The following is a 16,969-nucleotide window of genomic DNA, read 5'->3' on the forward strand; positions in this document are numbered from 1 at the left end:
ACCCCCTTGGATCAACTGACTGGCAGCATCGTCGCGCTCGTCACGCCGATGCACGAAGACGGCAGTGTCGACTACCCCGCCCTGCGCCGGCTGATCGACTGGCATATCGACGAAGGCACCGACTGCCTTGGCGTCGTCGGCACGACCGGAGAATCTCCGACGGTCGACGTCGAGGAGCACTGCGAAATCATCCGTGTCTCGGTCGAGCAGGCCAAAGGCCGCGTGCCGGTGATGGCCGGCTGCGGCGCCAACTCGACCAAAGAGGCGATCGAGCTTGCCAAATTCGCGCGGGGCGTGGGCGCCGACTCGCAATTGCAGGTCGTGCCCTACTACAACAAGCCGACCCAGGAAGGCCAGTACCAGCACTTCAAGGCGATCGCCGAAGCCGTCGGCGACCTGCCCACCGTGCTTTACAACGTGCCCGGCCGCACCGTGGCCGATATGGCGCACGACACCGTGCTGCGCCTGGCGCAGGTGCCGGGCATCATCGGCATCAAGGAGGCGACCGGCAACATCGAGCGCGCCCAGTGGCTCATCCGCGACCTGCCGAAAAGCTTCGCCGTGTATTCGGGCGACGACCCGACCGCTGTGGCACTCATGCTGTGCGGCGGCCAGGGCAACATCAGCGTCACGGCCAACGTGGCGCCGCGCAAGATGCACGAGCTCTGCATGGCCGCGATTGCCGGCGACGTCAAGACCGCGATGCGCATCCAGTTCGAGCTGATGCCGCTGCACCGCAACCTGTTCGTCGAGCCCAACCCCATCCCGCTCAAGTGGGCGATGGCACGGCTGGCGCTGTGCGGTGGCACCCTGCGGCTGCCGTTGACCGAACTCGCCGAGGGCAGCCGACCGGCGGTCGAGGCGGCCCTGCGCGCCACCGGCCTGCTCAAGGATTGACCATCGAAATCCTGCCGACCGCCGAAGCCGGCAACCTTTTGCCGGCCTTCGACTCTGACGTGGCGGACGCCGCACGCGTTCATTGAAATTCAGACATTCCACAAGGAAGACGACGTTGAAAACCATTTCGCGACTTGCCCTGCTCGGCCTCGTGGCCAGCCTCGCCGCCTGCTCTGCACTGGAGCCCGACAAGATCGACTACAAGAGCGCCGGCAAAGCCCCGACGCTCGAAGTGCCACCGGATCTGACCCAGCTCTCGCGTGAAAACCGCTACGCGCTGCCCGGCGCGCCGGTGTCGGCCAATTCGTACCAGGCCGGGGTTGCCAACGCACCCGGCCAACCCACGGCAGTGTCGTCCGTCGGCGATGTCCGCATGGAACGCTCGGGCGCAGAACGCTGGATCGTGGTCAACCGTCCGGCCGACAAGCTCTGGGAACCGGTGCGCGACTTCTGGCAGGAAAGCGGATTCCTGCTGACCACCGACCAGCGCAACCTCGGCATCATGGAAACCGACTGGGCCGAGAACCGCGCCAAGCTGCCGCAGGACATCATCCGCAGCACGCTCGGCAAGCTGGTGGACACGGTCTACTCGACCGGCGAACTGGATCGCTTCCGCACGCGCATGGAACGCACGGCCAGCGGCGGCACCGAGATCTTCATCAGCCATCGCGGCATGGAAGAGGTCTACAGCACGTCGCGCAAGGATCAGACGATCTGGCAGCCGCGCAAGAGCGACCCCGAACTCGAAGCCGAATTCCTGCGCCGCCTGATGGTCAAGCTCGGCGTTTCGCAAGAGCAGTCGAAGGCCCTGATGGCCGCCGGCCCGGTGGTGCAAACCTCGCGCATCGGCAACGTGGCCGGTCAGCCGGTGGTGCAGATGAGCGAAGGCTTCGAGCGCGCCTGGCGCCGGGTCGGCCTGGCGCTGGACCGCACCGGCTTCACGGTGGAAGACCGCGACCGCGCCGCTGGCACCTACTTCGTGCGCTACATCCCGCCGAACCCCGACAAGAAAGAGCCCGGCTTCTTCGCCAAGCTGATCACCTTCGGCCAGGCCGGCAAGGCCGACGCACCGCTCAAGTTCCGCATCCAGGTCAAGAGCCAGGGCGAAGCCAGCACGGTGTCGGTGCAGAACGAAGCCGGCGCACCCGAGACCTCGGCGAACGCCCAGCGCATCGTCCAGGTCATTGCAGACGACCTCAAGTAGCCGGTTCGCCGATGCTTCGCTTTCGAAGCCTCGGTAGCGGCAGCACCGGCAACGCCACGCTGGTCGAGGCGACCAGCGGCGGCCGCACCACCCGCCTGCTGATCGACTGCGGCTTCGGGCTCAAACACCTCGATGCGCGGCTTGGCCGCGCCGGGCTGGTGGCGCGCCAGATCGATGCGGTGTTCATCACGCACGAGCATGGCGATCACATCGGCTGCGCCCATGCGTTATCGCGGCGCGACCGCATTCCCGTGTGGATGAGCGAAGGCACCTGGCTCGCGACCGGCGGGCGCGACTTCGAGGGACGCTTGAACCTTGCACGCGATGGCGCCGAGATCGCGGTCGGCGACCTGGCGCTGCAGCCTTTCACGGTGCCGCACGATGCACGCGAGCCCTTGCAGCTGGTCTGTACCGACGGTGCACGCCGGCTCGGCGTGCTGACCGATCTGGGCCACGCAACGCCCTACGTGCTGGCGCGGCTGGCCGGGCTCGACGCCCTGCTGCTCGAATGCAATCACGATGGCGATCTGCTCGCGCAGTCGGCCTACCCCGCCTTCCTCAAACAGCGCGTCGGCGGCAACTACGGGCACCTCTCGAACACGGCTGCTGCGGACATCGCGCGCGCCGTGCGCCATGGCGGACTGCGCCACGTGGTGGCAGCACATCTGAGCGAGCAGAACAACCGGCCCGACATCGTGCGGCGCGTGCTGGCCGAAGCACTGGGCGCCCAGGAGGACGAGATCCTGACCGCCAGCGCGGCAGACGGCTCGCCATGGCTCGATCTCTGACACCATGAAAAAAGCCGCCAACTGGCGGCTTCCTTGTCAGGTCCAGGTGCGCGGGCTTCGCGTCACTTTGGCGCGGCGGCAGCGTCCTTGGCAGCCTGCGTGGCCTTGTTGGCTTCTTCGAGGGCGGCGGCCGAGCCCGGCGCGGGCGTTGCAGCCGGCGGGGTGGCGGTGGTAGCCGGGGCGGCGGGCGCCGCAGCAGGCGGGGTCACGACCACGGGCGGCGGCGTCACGATGGCCGGTGCAGCCTCTTCCTTTTTGCCGCAGGCACTCAGTGCAGCAACGGCGATCAACGAGGCAAGCAGGACGGACTTTTTCATGGAGGCTCCTTTGGTGATTGCGAGAGCAAAAAATTCTAGCCCTCGATGCTGACTGGGAGCCCTTCCCACCCGTGATTCGCGGCATTGGCTGACAGCGGCTGTAACCCCATGTTTTCCGTGCGTACTAAAGCCCCAGCGTCGAAGCCGGAAAGGCAGGCCGGCCATGGTGCAGGCATTCGTCGATGGCTTCGCGCAATCCACGTCGACGCTCCGGTTCGGCGCTGCAAATGCCGCGGTCATGGTCGCGGTCGATGCGGCGCAGGCACCAGGTCGGCGTCCAGATCGCGCTCGGCACCGGCGGCAGGCCCGGGCCATGGCAAGCCCGCGCATCGATGATGTGGCTCCAGCTCTGGCGCCAACTCACGAAGCGTGCATGCTCGCGCTCGAACACCTTGAAATGCTGTGCCAGAAGCACGAGCTGGCGACCTGATGCGGCCCAGGCCTGCAGTGCTTCGATGGCGGCGCGCTCACCGAGCGGCCAGTCGGCAAAGTCGGGGTCGCTGAACACGATCTCACGCCAGTTCTGCTGCGCCGCTTCGGCCATCGCGGTCTTCAGATGGGCATGAAAAGCCTGCCGGCCGTCGAATGGCCCTTCCGGCAGCGGCGCGGACGCGCCTTCTTCAGGCGGCAGCATGCAGCCACCCCGCTTCGCACCAGTCTTCGAGCAGCGCCAGCGCGTCGTCGCTGGCGCGCACCAGTTCGCGTGCGGCCAGCCCGCGCTGATCTGCCAGGCGACGCATCAAGGTGGCATCGCGGCCGCCGGCGCGAAAGCTCTCCCCGTTGATGTAGAGATGCCGCGCGTCGTAGAGCATGCGGCTGCGCCGGTCGAGCGCAACGCCACGGGTGACGTCGCCCGCCCCACCGTTCTCGAACCACACATTGGACTTGGGCTCGGTCATCGATTCACCGAGCGCGCGGTCGATGGCATCGAGGTCGCGCAGGCCGGCAAGCACGGCCTCGCGCGCGAAGGCCTGCAGCGCGGCGGGCATGGCGGCCGGCGTTTCGACCGCGGGCTGGGCCGGATCGCGGTAGCGCGGCGGCGCAGCGATACCGGAGGATTCCCCCAGCTCGTCGGCCTGCGCTTCGGCGATGCGCACCAGCAGGTCGGCGGCCAGCGCATCGGCCGCCGGCGCACGCAGCCCGATCGAACAGGTCATGCAGTCACCCCCGACCGCCACGCCGTCGTGGGCATAGCGCGGCGGCAGGTACAGCATGTCGCCGGCCTCGAGCACAAAGCTTTGTTCAGGCACGAAGTGTTCGAGGATCTTGAGTGGCACGTCTTGCTGCAGGGTCAAATCCCGCTGCCGGCCGATCGACCAGCGGCGCCGACCCGATGCCTGCAGCAGGAACACGTCATAGCTGTCGAAATGGGCGCCGACGCCACCGCCGTCGCTCGCATAGCTGATCATGAGGTCGTCCAGCCGCGCGTCTGGCACGAAACGAAACTGCTGCAACAGCGCGTGCACCTTGTCGTCGTGCGTGTCGACGCCTTGCACTAGCAGCGTCCATCCGGGCTGCGCCACCGGTGGCAGCGCACGCCGCGGCAGCGGCCCATGGCGCAGCGTCCAGCCCTTGGCAGCATGCCGTATCAGGCGCGATTCGACATCGTCGCGCGCCGCCAGTTCAAACAATGCGCTGCGGGTGATCGGCGCCGCCATGGCGGGCACGGCCTGCCGCACCACCAGCGGTTTCTTCTGCCAGTAGCGCCGCATGAACTGCGCAGCGCTGAGGCCGCCAAGCAGGCTCAGGGGTTGTGTGGTCTCCATGGGAGAATTCTGCAATGGAAATCTCTGAACAATGCGTGGTCGGCCTGACCTGGACGCTGAAAGATACGCTCGGCGAAGTACTGGATGTGCTCGACGACCCGGTGGAATTTCTGGTGGGCGGCGACGACCTGTTCGACCCCATCGAAGCGGCGCTGCAGGGCCACGAGCCCGGCGCCAAGGTGCAGTTGCAACTCGAGCCTGAGCAGGGCTTCGGCGATTTCAACGACCAGCTGCTGTTTCTCGAGCCAAGATCACTCTTTCCTGAAGGCACCGCCGAAGGTATGACCTTCGACGGCGCCGCCCTGCCGCACGGCGTGAGCGAGCAGATGCCCAAGGACGCGATCTACACGGTGACCGAGGTGTATCCGGAGCATCTGGTGCTTGACGGCAACCATCCACTGGCCGGGATCGCGATCCGTCTCGAACTGACTGTGCGCTCGGTGCGCGAGGCGACCGAAGACGAAATCGGCCGGGGCACCGCCGGCACCGGATTCTTCAAGGTGCCGTCGATGGCTCCCGGCAACGACCTGCTGCACTGAGGCACTGGGCGCAGGCCGGGCCGGCGGGTCAGTAGCGGGAGATCTGCCCGTTGTCGATGCGCACCCGCTCGCCGATGCGCAAGTCGCCGGGATGCGGAACATCGAAGACGCGGTAGGCGCCGTTGTCGGTTTGCACCGAGACGCGATAGCTCTCATAGACGCGCGGTGCATTGTTCTGCGCCTCGATCGCATTGCCCAGCAAGGCGCCACCAACGACCCCGAGCGCGGTGGCAGCGCCGCGGCCGCCGCCACGGCCGAACTGGTTGCCCACCACGCCGCCGATCACTCCGCCCGCCACAGCGCCGCCGCCACTGGTGCCATAGCCCTGGCTTTGCGAGCGCAGCACCTCAATGTTGGCGATATGGCCGAACTCGGCATAGGCGCCCGGCTGCGCAGCATACGGATACGGCGCGGCCTGCGCCGGCTGGTACGGATAGCGGCTGGTGTGATAGATCGGCGCCGGCGCTACGCAGGCCGTCAAGGTGGCCAGCGCCAGCAGCGACGCGGCAAGAGGGATGAAACGCGGAATTTTTTTCATGATGGAGTGTTCCTCGAAGCTGTGCAGGTGTATCCAACGCGCCAGCGCTCGATCAGATGACCTGCACCGGTTCGAGCCATCGCGGCGCGCCGGGTTCCGCGCTTTACGCAGTGCTGGTGTTTTGGCCGTGGCTAGTGTTTGCCCGTGGAGCCGTAGCCGCCCTCGCCCCGCTCCGACGCGGCGAATTCGTTCACCACGTTGAACTGCGCCTGCACCACCGGAACGATCACCAACTGCGCGAGCCGCTCCATCGGCTGCAGCACGAAAGGCGTGTCGCTGCGGTTCCAGGCGCTGATCTTGAGTTCGCCCTGGTAATCGCTGTCGATCAGGCCCACGAGGTTGCCCAGCACGATGCCGTGCTTGTGGCCCAGCCCCGAGCGCGGCAGGATCAGCGCCGCATAGCCGGGGTCGGCCAGGTGGATCGCGATGCCTGTGCCGACCAGTTGCCAGGCGTTGGGCTCGAGCGTGATCGGCGCGTCGAGGCAGGCACGCAGATCGAGGCCTGCGCTGCCGGGCGTCGCATAGGCCGGAAGCTGATCCGCCATGCGCGCGTCGAGAATTCGTACATCCACTTTCACTTGCGAGGTCTTTCCTGTTGTTGTCGGGCGAGTTGTTCGAGCCATTCGCGCATGCTGCCGACGCCGGGCGGCAGCGCCTTGCGCCAGAGATTCCGGGCCAGCGCAATGCCGCCCACGAACACGGCAAACAGCACCACGGCAGGTGCGCCGCTGGCCATCAACACCAGCAGCAGAAAGACCCAGCCGATGGCGATGCCGAGCAAGACTTTTCGGGTCACCGCTGCGGCGTCGGGCGGCGGCACGCTGCCGGGAACCGCGACCGGCGCGGCGGAATGCATCACGCCGCTCTGTGGCGCCGACGACGGCGTCATGCCGACATCGAGCCCGTGTTCATTCGAGGTCGGCGCGCGCTTCGGGCGCGTGGCCTCGGCTGCGAGCTGCTCGACCAGCCTGGCGAAATCACCGTCCGGCGGCGTATTTCCTTGCGTGTTCATGGCGGACTCCGGGTTGGCAAACGCGCGGCGATTTCGGCCACCAGCTGGCGCGCGAGCGCCAGCTTGGTGGCACGCGGCAGCTCGCGCACGCCGTTCGCATCGACCAGCAACAGGCTGTTGTGGTCTTGCCCGAAAGTCAGCGGGCCGATGTTGCCCACCAGCAGCGGAATGCCCTTGCGCTCGCGCTTGGCGCTGGCATGGGCCACCAGGTTCTCGCTCTCGGCGGCAAAGCCCACACAGAACAGCGCGCCGCTCTGTGCGCGCGGGCTTTTGGCCAGCGTGGCCAGGATGTCGGGGTTCTCCACGAAGTGCAGCACCGGCGGCTGGCCGCTGCCGTCTTTCTTGATCTTCTGTTCGCTGTGGGAGGCCGGGCGCCAGTCGGCTACCGCGGCCGTTGCGACAAAAACCGTCGCACCCTGCGCCTGATCGACGGCGCTTTCAAGCATCTCCTGGGCCGAAAGCACGTTGATGCGGCCGACCCCGCGCGGGGTCGGCTGGCTGACGGGGCCGGCGATCAGGGTGACCTCGGCGCCCGCTTCGCGCGCCGCGCGCGCGATCGCAAAGCCCATCTTGCCGGACGAATGGTTGGTGATGCCGCGGATCGGATCGAGCGCCTCGAAGGTCGGCCCGGCCGTCACCAGCACATGGTGCCCGGCCAGCAGCTTGGGCTGGAAATGGGCCACGATGTCTTCCAGCAACTGAGCCGGTTCGAGCATGCGGCCGTCGCCGGTTTCGCCGCAAGCCTGGTCGCCGGTGCCCACGCCCAGCGCGATCGCGCCGTCGGCCTGCACCTGTGCAAGGTTGCGCTGCGTCGCCGGGTGCGACCACATCTCGCGGTTCATCGCGGGGGCAATCAGCAGGGGCACGCGTTCCGTCGGCCGCGCCAGGCACAGCAGGCTCAGAAGCTCGTCGGATCGCCCCTGCACCAGCCGCGCGATGAAGTCGGCGCTGCAGGGCGCCAGCACGATCGCATCGGCCTCGCGGCTCAGGTTGATGTGCGGCATGTTGTTGGGTTCGCGCGCGTCCCACTGCGAGCCGTAGACCGGGCGGCCCGACAGCGCCTGCATCGTGACCGGCGTGATGAACTGCTCCGCCGCCTCGGTCATCACCACCTGCACCGTGGCACCGGCCTTGGTCAGCAGCCGGCACAGTTCGGCCGACTTGTAGCACGCGATGCCGCCGGTGAGTCCGAGGACGATGTGTTTGCCTGAGAGGTCTTGCATGCCGGCAGTTTAAGTGGCCGCACCTATAATCAGCATTTCCCACTGCCCGGACTTGAACGTCTGGAACTGGCATGACCAAATTCGTCTTCGTCACTGGTGGTGTGGTGTCTTCCCTGGGCAAGGGAATCGCCTCCGCCTCGCTCGCCGCCATTCTCGAATCGCGCGGCCTCAAAGTCACCCTCATCAAGCTCGATCCGTACATAAATGTCGATCCCGGCACGATGTCGCCGTTCCAGCACGGCGAAGTGTTCGTCACCGACGACGGTGCCGAGACCGATCTCGACCTCGGCCACTACGAGCGCTTCATCAACACGCGCATGCGCCGTGCCAACAACTTCACGACCGGCCAGATCTACAAGTCGGTGCTCGAGAAGGAACGCCGCGGCGACTACCTCGGCAAGACGGTGCAGGTGATCCCGCACATCACCAACGAGATCCAGGAGTACGTGAAACGTGGCGCCGGCATCGGCACCGCGCACGAGGTCGACGTCGCGATCGTCGAGATCGGCGGCACCGTCGGCGACATCGAGTCGCTGCCCTTCCTCGAAGCGGTGCGCCAGATGAGCCTGCGCATGGGCCCGAACAACTCGGCCTTCGTGCACCTGTCGTACGTGCCGTGGATCGCCGCGGCCGGTGAACTCAAGACCAAGCCGACGCAGCACACCGCCAAGGAGCTGCGCGCCATCGGCATTCAGGCCGATGCGCTGGTCTGCCGCGCCGACCGCCCGATCCCGGATGACGAGCGCGCCAAGATCTCGCTGTTCTCGAACGTGCCCGAATGGGGCGTGATCTCGATGTGGGACGTCGACACCATCTACAAGGTGCCGCGCATGCTGCACGAGCAAGGCCTCGACGGCCTGATCTGCGACAAGCTGCGCATCAACACGCCGCCGGCCAAGCTCAAGCGCTGGGACGACCTGGTGTACGAGGTCGAGCATCCGCAGAACGAGGTCAACATCGCAATGGTCGGCAAGTACGTCGACCTGTCGGACAGCTACAAGTCGCTGAACGAGGCGCTGCGCCACGCCGGCATGAAGAACCACTCGCGCGTCAAGATCGACTACATCGATTCGGAAACCATCACCCCGCAGGATGTGTCGCGTCTGGCCAAGTACGACGCGATCCTGGTGCCCGGCGGTTTCGGCCAGCGTGGCGTCGAGGGCAAGATCTCGGCCGCGAAATTCGCGCGCGAGACCAAGGTGCCCTACCTTGGCATCTGCCTCGGCATGCAGGTCGCGACCATCGAGTACGCGCGCAACGTGGCCGGCCTCAAGAATGCCAACAGCACCGAGTTCGAGCCCGACACCGCATGCCCCGTGATTGCGTTGATCACCGAGTGGAAAGACAACGACGGCACGGTCAAGACCCGTACCGAAAAGTCCGACCTTGGCGGCACCATGCGCCTGGGTGCGCAAAGCTCCGACGTCGCGCCTGGCACGCTCGCGCACAGCATCTACGGCGACGTGGTGACCGAGCGCCATCGCCATCGCTACGAAGCCAACGTCAACTACCTCGACGACCTGCGCCGTGCCGGCCTGGTGATTTCGGCGCTCACGCAGCGCGAGCATCTGACCGAAATCGTCGAACTGCCGCAGGAAGTGCACCCGTGGTTCATCGGCGTGCAGTTTCACCCCGAGTTCAAATCGACGCCCTGGGGCGGCCACCCGCTGTTCAACGCGTTCATCAAGGCCGCACTAGAACACCAGGCGCAGGGCGAAGGCGCCAAGCCGGTCATGAAGGTGGTGGCATGAAGCTTTGCGGTTTCGACATCGGCCTGGATAGGCCATTTTTCCTGATCGCCGGCCCTTGCGTGATCGAGTCCGAGCAGTTGCAGATGGACACGGCCGGCACGCTGAAGGAAATCACAGCGAGCCTCGGCATTCCGTTCATCTTCAAGAGCAGCTTCGACAAGGCCAACCGCTCGTCGGGCACCACCTTCCGCGGCCCTGGCCGCGAGAAGGGGCTGGAGATCCTGGCCAAGGTGAAGCGCGAACTCGGCGTTCCGGTGCTGACCGACGTGCACACCGAAGACGACATCACCGAAGCCGCCAAGGTGGTCGACGTGCTGCAGACGCCCGCCTTCCTGTGCCGCCAGACCGACTTCATCCGCGCGGTGGCGCAGTCGGGCAAGCCGGTCAACATCAAGAAGGGCCAGTTCCTTGCGCCGCACGACATGAAGAACGTGATCGACAAGGCGCGTGCCGCGGCAAAGGAAAAGGGTTTGCCCGAAGACAGCTTCCTGGCCTGCGAACGCGGCGCCAGCTTCGGCTACAACAACCTGGTGTCGGACATGCGTTCGCTCTCGATCATGCGCGAGACCGGTGCGCCGGTGGTGTTCGACGCCACGCATTCGGTGCAGTTGCCGGGCGGCCAGGGCACGAGCTCGGGCGGGCAGCGCGAGATGGTGCCGGTGCTGGCACGCGCGGCCATCGCAGTCGGTGTGGCCGGCGTCTTCATGGAGACGCACCCCGACCCGGCCAAGGCGATGAGCGACGGCCCCAATGCCGTGCCGCTCAAACACATGAAAGCCCTGCTCGAGACGCTGGTTGCGCTCGACGCAGTCACCAAGAAAAACGGCTATCTGGAAGACAGGTTTCAGGCATGAGCAGTGGCTACGTCATCGCGCACGTCGAGGTCACGAACCCGGCGCAGTACGAGGAATACAAGAAGTGGTCGACCGTGGCGATGCAGGCGCATGGTGCAGAGGTGTGCATCCGCGGCGGCCAGGTCGAGGTTCTCGAAGGCGACTGGGCACCCACGCGCGTGGTCATGCTCAAATTCCCGAGCTTCGAAAAAGCCAAGGCCTTCTACGACACGCCCGAGTACCTGAAGGCACGCGAGGCACGTGCCGGCGCTGCCATCATGCGCATGATCGCCGTCGAAGGCGTTTGACAAGAATTTTGTTCTGAGAAAGAAAAAACAATGAGTGCAATCGTTGACATCGTCGGCCGCGAAATTCTCGACAGCCGCGGCAATCCCACCGTCGAATGCGACGTTCTGCTGGAGTCCGGCACCATGGGCCGTGCGGCCGTGCCCTCGGGCGCATCGACCGGCTCGCGCGAAGCGATCGAGCTGCGCGACGGCGACAAGGGCCGCTACCTCGGCAAGGGCGTGCTGAAGGCCGTCGAGAACATCAACACCGAAATCTCCGAATCGGTGCTCGGACTCGATGCCAGCGAGCAGGCTTTCCTCGACCGCACGCTGTGCGACCTCGACGGCACCGACAACAAAGCCCGCCTGGGCGCCAACGCCACACTGGCGGTGTCGATGGCAGTGGCGCGTGCAGCGGCCGAAGAATCCGGCCTGCCGCTGTACCGCTACTTTGGCGGCATGGGCGGCATGCAACTGCCGGTGCCGATGATGAACGTCATCAACGGCGGCGCACATGCCAACAACAGCCTGGACATCCAGGAGTTCATGATCATCCCGGTGGGCGCCAAGAGCTTCCGCGAAGCGGTGCGCTACGGTGCCGAGACCTTCCATGCATTGAAGAAGATCCTGCACGACCGCGGCATCAGCACGGCGGTCGGCGACGAAGGCGGCTTCGCCCCCAGCGTCGAGAGCCACGAGGCAGCGATCCAGCTGATCCTCGAAGCGATCGACAAGGCCGGCTACGTGGCGGGCGAGCAGATCGCGCTCGGCCTCGACTGCGCCGCCAGCGAGTTCTACAAGGACGGCCACTATGTGCTGGGCGGCGAGAACCTCACCCTCTCGGCCGAGAACTGGACGGACATGCTCGCGACCTGGGTCGACAAATACCCGATCATCAGCATCGAGGACGGCATGCACGAAGGCGACTGGGACGGCTGGAAGCACCTGACCGAGCGCCTCGGCAAGCGCGTGCAACTGGTGGGCGACGACCTGTTCGTCACCAACACGAAGATCCTGCAGGAGGGCATCGACAAGGGCATCGCCAACTCGATCCTGATCAAGATCAACCAGATCGGCACCCTGACCGAAACCTTCGCCGCGATCGAGATGGCCAAGCGCGCGGGCTACACCGCCGTCATTTCGCACCGCTCGGGCGAGACCGAGGACAGCACCATCGCCGACATCGCGGTGGGCACCAATGCCGGCCAGATCAAGACCGGCTCGCTGTCCCGCTCGGACCGCATCGCCAAGTACAACCAGCTGCTGCGCATCGAGGAAGACCTCGGTGACATCGCCAGCTATCCCGGCCGCGCCGCGTTCTACAACCTTCGCTGACCCCCTCGCCCATGCGCTCCCGCGTCGTTGTCCCCATCGTGCTGGCACTGCTGCTGTTCGTTCTTCAGTGGCAGCTGTGGACCGGCCGGGGCAGCGTGCGCGACGTGGCAAAGCTCGAAGACAAGCTCGCGACCCAGAAAGAGGCCAACGTCAAGGCGGCCGTCAACAACGACCGGCTGGGCGCTGAGGTGCGCGATCTGCAGGAAGGCCTCGAGATGGTCGAAGAGCGCGCGCGCCAGGAGCTCGGCATGGTCAAGCCGAACGAAGTGTTCGTTCAGATCACGCGCTGACCACGGCTTTCGATGCCGGCGTTCTTCTCGGCCCCGGCCTTCGTGCTGTGGGGTGCACCGACCACCTGGCTTGAAGTGGTGGCGGCCGTGCTCGCGCTCCTCATGGTCGGCTGCAACATGCGCGAGATCCACTGGGGCTGGCCGCTGGCCATCGTGAGCTCGCTGCTCTACTTCGGCGTGTTCGCGCAGGCCGGCATCTATGGCGACGCCAGTCTGCAGATCTTTTTTGCGGTGATGGCGCTCTGGGGCTGGGCGCAATGGCTGCGCGGCCACCGGGCCGACGGCAGTGCCCTGCATGTTGCGCGTCTCTCTCCGCGCGGCATTGCCTTCACGCTGCTCGCCTGCGCCCTGGCATGGCCGGCGGTGGCCTTCTTTCTGATGCGCTTCACCGATTCGGATGTGCCCTGGTGGGACGGTTTCGCAACCGGCCTCAGCCTGGTCGGCCAGTTCCTGCTGGGCCGCAAGTTCATCGAGAACTGGATCGTGTGGCTTGCGGTCAACACGGTCAGCATCGGGCTCTTCGTCCACAAGGGCTTGTGGCTCACAGTCGGCCTGTATGCGGTATTTGCGGCACTCAGCGTGGCGGGCTACTTGGCGTGGCGGGGGCGGCTGCGCCCGGTCGCTGCATGACGCCCGCCCTCCAGTCCGGCTGCGTAATCGCGCTGCTCGGCGCCGAGAGTACCGGCAAGACCGAGCTCGCGCGCGCGCTCGCCGCGCGCCTGCAACAGCGCGGCGTGAAGACCACGCTGGTCGCCGAGTACCTGCGCGAGTGGTGCGAGCGCGAAGGCCGCACGCCGCGCCCGGACGAGCAGGCGGCCATCGCCGACGAGCAGACCCGGCGCATTGCCGACGCGGCGGCGCAGGGCGTGGTGGTGGCCGACACCACGTCACTGATGACCGCGGTCTACAGCGACCTGCTGTTCGACGACCACTCGCGCTATGCCAATGCACTTGCGGCCCAGCGCGGCTACGCGCTGACCCTGCTGACCGCGCTCGACCTGCCGTGGGTGGCCGACGGCCTGCAACGCGACGGCCCGCATGTGCGCGAGCCGGTCGATGCGCGCGTGCGAGCCGCGCTGGCCGGCGCCGGTCTCGGCTACGCCGTGGTACATGGAAGCGGCGACGAACGGCTCGCCAACGCGTGGAATGCCATCAATTCAATCGCATCGTCGGAAGACGCAGCGGGTGCCGCGGCCCGGTCTGGCGCAGGCGCCGGCTGGCGCTGGCCCTGCGACAAGTGCTCCGATCCGGCGTGCGAGCACAGGCTTTTCAGCGATCTGCTGGCGCGACGGCCCTAGCGCCGCGTACAGGGCCTACTGAACGATGGTCGTCCCGGGCGGTCGATCCCCGGGTGCCTTGAAGATCTGCGCGGCATCGACCGCATCGAAGCGGTACTGCTTGCCGCAGAAATCGCAACCCACCTCGATGTCGCCGCGCTCCGCCAGGATCTCCTCGGCTTCTTCCTCGCCGAGGCCGCGGATCATGCCGGCCACGCGTTCCCGGCTGCAGGTGCAGGCGAAATGCGGGCCGTGTGCGCCGGCTTGCGGCTCGAAGCGCAGCACCTTCTCTTCCCAGAACAGGCGGTGCAGGATGGTGTCGATGTCGAGCGTCAGCAACTCGTCGCGCGTCAGGCTCGATGCAAGGATCGAGATGCGGTTGTAGTCCTCGTTGCGGCCGATTTCATCTTCATTGGCTTCGGCCGCATTGCTGCCCGAAAGATTGGCCTCGCCCTTCACCGGCAGGCGCTGGATCAGCAGGCCGGCCGCCACCGTGTCGTCGGCGGCGAGCACCAGCGTGGTGTCGAGCTGCTCGCTTTGCAGCATGTAGTGCTCGAGCACGTCGCTGAGCTTGCCGAGCTTCTCGAACTGGTCGCCGAACAACGGCACCACGCCCTGGTAGGGCTGCTGGCCCGGCACCTTGTCCTTGGGGTCGAGCGTGATGGCGCAACGGCCCTTGTTGTGCACGTTGACCATGTCAGGCAGCCCCGCGTCGGCGGCAACCTCGCCCACCACCTTGGCCGTGGCGCGCAGGCTCAGGTCGGCCTGCACTTCCGCCACCGCCACCTTGACCGGCCCGTCGCCGAACACCTGCAGGATCAGCGCGCCGTTGTACTTGATGTTGGCCTGCATCAGCGCGGCCGCCGCAGTCATCTCGCCGAGCAACTCGACCACCGGCGGCGGATAGGCGCCGGTGGCTGTGTTGGCCGCGCGCCGGGCCAGGATTTCCGTCCACGGCTGGGTCAGGCGCACGATCATCCCGCGCACCGGCAGGCCGTCGAACAGAAACTTGTGCAACTCGCTCAAAACATTCCTTTGATGATCTGTCGCCCGTTCAGGCGATTTTCCGGAGACCCTTCGCAAAGCGGCGGCCGTTGTCCACATAGTGCTCGGCGCTCTGCCGGAGCCTGGCGGCAGCCGCATCGTCGAGCGTGCGCACCACCTTGGCGGGCGAACCAACGATGAGCGAGTTGTCGGGAAACTCCTTGCCCTCGGTCACCACGCTGCCAGCGCCAACGATGCAGTTGCGGCCTATCTTCGCGTTGTTCAAGACCACCGACTGAATGCCGATCAGCGAGTTGTCGCCGACCGTGCAGCCGTGCAGCATGACCTGGTGGCCGATGGTGACGTTTTCGCCGATGGTCAGGGGGCAACCGATGTCGGCATGCAGCACCGACAAGTCCTGCACATTCGAATTGCGCCCGATGGTCAGCGTTTCGGTGTCGCCACGCAGCACCGCGCCGAACCACACGCTCGCGTTCTCGCCAAGGATCACGTTGCCCATCACCTCGGCGCTGTCGGCGACCCAGGCGTCCTTGCCGAGTTGCGGCGCCACGCCGTCGAGTTCATAAATCGCCATCGTCGCAGTCTCCAGCGGGGTCAAAACTAGAATTGTAGGGATGCATCACCGATTGAGCGCGCTGGCCGCGCTGCGCATCACGGATCCCGGGCAGAAAGTGGCGGCAACGCGCGCCGCCGCTGCCGAGGCAGCTATGGCTTCCATAGCATCGGACGAGCTGGATCGGGCTGCAGAAGACGCCGGCGTGCCGGGCCGCCCGGAGCGCCCGATGCGCGTGGCCGCCACCGCCGTGCCGCAACGCTCGCCCTTCACCGACGAAGGCCGTGCGGCCCTGATCCATTCGATCTGCCACATCGAGTTCAACGCGATCAACCTCGCGCTCGATGCGGTCTGGCGCTTCGGCGGCATGCCCGAGGCCTATTACCGCGACTGGTGGCGCGTGGCCGACGAAGAGGCGCAGCACTTCACGCTGCTGCACGCGCACCTGCGCGGCATGGGCTGGCAGTACGGCGACTTCCCGGCCCACGACGGTCTGTGGACGATGTGCGAGAAGACGAAGCACGACGTGGTCGCCCGCATGGCGCTGGTGCCGCGCACGCTGGAGGCCCGCGGGCTCGACGCCACGCCGCAGATCCAGGCCAAGCTGGCGCGCATCGGCACGCCCGATGCCGCGGCGGCCAGCGCGATCCTGGACATCATCCTGCGCGACGAAGTCGGCCACGTGGCCATCGGCAACCGCTGGTACCGCTGGCTCTGCACGCGGGACGGGCTCGACCCGATCGCGCACTACCGTACGCTGTTCAGAAGGCACGAAGCGCCGCGGCCGCGCGCGCCGTTCAATCTCGAGGCGCGCGCACGCGCCGGCTTCACCGACGAGGAATTGGCCGCGTTGTCGCAGCCCGGCTAAGGCCGCCGCATCACCACCAGTTTCGGCAGGAAGTGCTGCAGCACCTCGCCGCGCTGGTTGCGCGTTTCGCAGCGCATCTGCACCGTGCCGCGATCGGGCTTGGAGCGCGACGGTGTGATCTCGACCACCTCGCTTTCGACGCGCAGCACATCGCCGGGCCGGGTCGGCTGCGGCCAGCTGATCTGGCCGCCGGAACCGATGATGCCGTCGGCCAGCGGAAGGCCGCTGTTCACCATTAGCCGCATCGTGATCGCGGCCGTGTGCCAGCCGCTCGCGGCGAGGCCGCCGAAAAAGGTGGCCTTGGCTGCCTCTTCGTCGGTGTGAAAGGGCTGCGGGTCGAACAACACTGCAAAGGCCTTGATCTGCTCGGCATCGAGCTCGTGGCCCTCGCTCATGAAGCGGTCGCCAACGTTCAGGTCTTCGAGGTACAAGGCGCGTTTTTCACTCGCGGGGTGTGTCATGGATGCTCCTTGGTCGGCTTGGATG

Annotated in this window: 22 protein-coding genes; 12 read left to right on the forward strand and 10 right to left on the reverse strand. The window is 66.5% G+C overall.

From position 1 onward, the window contains the following. Positions 1-6: 6 nt before the first annotated feature. The 3 genes from dapA (at position 7) to ACSFA8_RS21045 (ending at position 2,889) form a co-directional block, all read left to right on the forward strand. Positions 7-897 carry a 4-hydroxy-tetrahydrodipicolinate synthase gene (dapA, locus tag ACSFA8_RS21035; protein WP_286620957.1) on the forward strand — a complete coding sequence of 297 codons (891 nt, stop codon included), beginning with the start codon at positions 7-9 and terminating at the stop codon, positions 895-897. 115 nt (positions 898-1,012) lie between these two features. Beyond that, positions 1,013-2,101, forward strand: coding sequence for an outer membrane protein assembly factor BamC (gene bamC, locus ACSFA8_RS21040; RefSeq protein ID WP_435481419.1), 1,089 nt, complete (start codon positions 1,013-1,015; stop codon positions 2,099-2,101). An 11-nt stretch (positions 2,102-2,112) separates the two neighbouring features. Then, a complete protein-coding gene (locus ACSFA8_RS21045; protein ID WP_435481420.1) occupies positions 2,113-2,889 on the forward strand; it encodes an MBL fold metallo-hydrolase in 777 nt (258 codons plus the stop codon). Positions 2,890-2,951: 62 nt separating this feature from the next. On the opposite strand, the gene ACSFA8_RS21050 is transcribed toward ACSFA8_RS21045, so the two are convergent. From ACSFA8_RS21050 to ACSFA8_RS21060, 3 genes are all read right to left on the reverse strand, one after another. Beyond that, on the reverse strand, positions 2,952-3,206 hold the full coding sequence (locus tag ACSFA8_RS21050) for a hypothetical protein (protein ID WP_435481421.1): 255 nt from the start codon (positions 3,204-3,206) through the stop codon (positions 2,952-2,954). A gap of 124 nt (positions 3,207-3,330) precedes the next feature. Next, positions 3,331-3,840 (reverse strand): hypothetical protein, encoded by a 510-nt coding sequence (locus ACSFA8_RS21055; RefSeq protein WP_435481422.1) that lies wholly within the window; start codon positions 3,838-3,840, stop codon positions 3,331-3,333. After that, positions 3,827-4,972, reverse strand: a complete 1,146-nt coding sequence (locus ACSFA8_RS21060) for a JmjC domain-containing protein (protein WP_435481423.1) — start codon at positions 4,970-4,972, stop codon at positions 3,827-3,829. The genes ACSFA8_RS21055 and ACSFA8_RS21060 overlap by 14 nt, the downstream gene beginning before the upstream one ends. 14 nt (positions 4,973-4,986) lie before the next feature. Between ACSFA8_RS21060 and ACSFA8_RS21065 the strand changes: the two genes are divergently transcribed. Then, positions 4,987-5,511 carry an FKBP-type peptidyl-prolyl cis-trans isomerase gene (locus ACSFA8_RS21065; RefSeq protein WP_435481424.1) on the forward strand — a complete coding sequence of 175 codons (525 nt, stop codon included), beginning with the start codon at positions 4,987-4,989 and terminating at the stop codon, positions 5,509-5,511. Positions 5,512-5,539: 28 nt separating this feature from the next. On the opposite strand, the gene ACSFA8_RS21070 is transcribed toward ACSFA8_RS21065, so the two are convergent. From ACSFA8_RS21070 to coaBC, 4 genes are all read right to left on the reverse strand, one after another. Next, positions 5,540-6,049, reverse strand: coding sequence for a glycine zipper 2TM domain-containing protein (locus tag ACSFA8_RS21070; protein ID WP_435481425.1), 510 nt, complete (start codon positions 6,047-6,049; stop codon positions 5,540-5,542). Between the two features lie 131 nt (positions 6,050-6,180). Continuing rightward, entirely contained in the window at positions 6,181-6,627 is a 447-nt protein-coding gene (gene dut, locus ACSFA8_RS21075) for a dUTP diphosphatase (protein WP_435481426.1), read from the reverse strand. Then, positions 6,624-7,061 carry a hypothetical protein gene (locus ACSFA8_RS21080; protein WP_435481427.1) on the reverse strand — a complete coding sequence of 146 codons (438 nt, stop codon included), beginning with the start codon at positions 7,059-7,061 and terminating at the stop codon, positions 6,624-6,626. Before ACSFA8_RS21080 ends, dut begins: the two co-directional genes overlap by 4 nt. After that, positions 7,058-8,284 carry a bifunctional phosphopantothenoylcysteine decarboxylase/phosphopantothenate--cysteine ligase CoaBC gene (gene coaBC, locus ACSFA8_RS21085; RefSeq protein WP_435481428.1) on the reverse strand — a complete coding sequence of 409 codons (1,227 nt, stop codon included), beginning with the start codon at positions 8,282-8,284 and terminating at the stop codon, positions 7,058-7,060. The genes ACSFA8_RS21080 and coaBC overlap by 4 nt, the downstream gene beginning before the upstream one ends. Positions 8,285-8,355: 71 nt before the next feature. Between coaBC and ACSFA8_RS21090 the strand changes: the two genes are divergently transcribed. The 7 genes from ACSFA8_RS21090 to ACSFA8_RS21120 are packed head-to-tail and all read left to right on the forward strand — an operon-like array spanning position 8,356 to position 14,078. Next, complete coding sequence (locus ACSFA8_RS21090; RefSeq protein WP_435481429.1) at positions 8,356-10,035, forward strand: CTP synthase; 1,680 nt, start codon at positions 8,356-8,358, stop codon at positions 10,033-10,035. Next, entirely contained in the window at positions 10,032-10,889 is an 858-nt protein-coding gene (gene kdsA / locus ACSFA8_RS21095) for a 3-deoxy-8-phosphooctulonate synthase (RefSeq protein ID WP_435481430.1), read from the forward strand. Before ACSFA8_RS21090 ends, kdsA begins: the two co-directional genes overlap by 4 nt. Then, the gene (locus ACSFA8_RS21100; protein WP_435481431.1) at positions 10,886-11,176 is read left to right on the forward strand and encodes a DUF1330 domain-containing protein; all 291 of its coding nucleotides are present in this window, start codon (positions 10,886-10,888) and stop codon (positions 11,174-11,176) included. The genes kdsA and ACSFA8_RS21100 overlap by 4 nt, the downstream gene beginning before the upstream one ends. Before the next feature lie 30 nt (positions 11,177-11,206). Continuing rightward, positions 11,207-12,490 (forward strand): phosphopyruvate hydratase, encoded by a 1,284-nt coding sequence (gene eno, locus ACSFA8_RS21105; RefSeq protein WP_435481432.1) that lies wholly within the window; start codon positions 11,207-11,209, stop codon positions 12,488-12,490. 11 nt (positions 12,491-12,501) lie between these two features. Then, the gene (ftsB, locus tag ACSFA8_RS21110; RefSeq protein ID WP_435481433.1) at positions 12,502-12,780 is read left to right on the forward strand and encodes a cell division protein FtsB; all 279 of its coding nucleotides are present in this window, start codon (positions 12,502-12,504) and stop codon (positions 12,778-12,780) included. Between the two features lie 12 nt (positions 12,781-12,792). Beyond that, positions 12,793-13,410 carry a nicotinamide riboside transporter PnuC gene (pnuC, locus tag ACSFA8_RS21115; RefSeq protein ID WP_435481434.1) on the forward strand — a complete coding sequence of 206 codons (618 nt, stop codon included), beginning with the start codon at positions 12,793-12,795 and terminating at the stop codon, positions 13,408-13,410. Next, positions 13,407-14,078 carry an AAA family ATPase gene (locus tag ACSFA8_RS21120; RefSeq protein ID WP_435481435.1) on the forward strand — a complete coding sequence of 224 codons (672 nt, stop codon included), beginning with the start codon at positions 13,407-13,409 and terminating at the stop codon, positions 14,076-14,078. The genes pnuC and ACSFA8_RS21120 overlap by 4 nt, the downstream gene beginning before the upstream one ends. Before the next feature lie 15 nt (positions 14,079-14,093). Here ACSFA8_RS21120 and hslO read toward each other — a convergent pair whose 3' ends face one another. Both hslO and ACSFA8_RS21130 read right to left on the reverse strand, forming a co-directional pair. After that, positions 14,094-15,083, reverse strand: a complete 990-nt coding sequence (gene hslO / locus ACSFA8_RS21125) for an Hsp33 family molecular chaperone HslO (RefSeq protein WP_435481436.1) — start codon at positions 15,081-15,083, stop codon at positions 14,094-14,096. 28 nt (positions 15,084-15,111) lie between these two features. After that, positions 15,112-15,636, reverse strand: coding sequence for a gamma carbonic anhydrase family protein (locus tag ACSFA8_RS21130; RefSeq protein ID WP_435481437.1), 525 nt, complete (start codon positions 15,634-15,636; stop codon positions 15,112-15,114). A gap of 40 nt (positions 15,637-15,676) precedes the next feature. Here ACSFA8_RS21130 and ACSFA8_RS21135 point away from each other — a divergent pair, with 40 nt between their 5' ends. Beyond that, complete coding sequence (locus ACSFA8_RS21135) at positions 15,677-16,483, forward strand: ferritin-like domain-containing protein (protein ID WP_435481438.1); 807 nt, start codon at positions 15,677-15,679, stop codon at positions 16,481-16,483. On the opposite strand, the gene ACSFA8_RS21140 is transcribed toward ACSFA8_RS21135, so the two are convergent. Next, the gene (locus ACSFA8_RS21140) at positions 16,480-16,944 is read right to left on the reverse strand and encodes a MaoC family dehydratase (protein ID WP_435481439.1); all 465 of its coding nucleotides are present in this window, start codon (positions 16,942-16,944) and stop codon (positions 16,480-16,482) included. The genes ACSFA8_RS21135 and ACSFA8_RS21140 overlap by 4 nt on opposite strands. Positions 16,945-16,969 lie beyond the last annotated feature (25 nt).

Origin of the sequence: Variovorax nitratireducens (assembly GCF_051216545.1) — a bacterium.
GTDB lineage: Bacteria > Pseudomonadota > Gammaproteobacteria > Burkholderiales > Burkholderiaceae_C > Variovorax.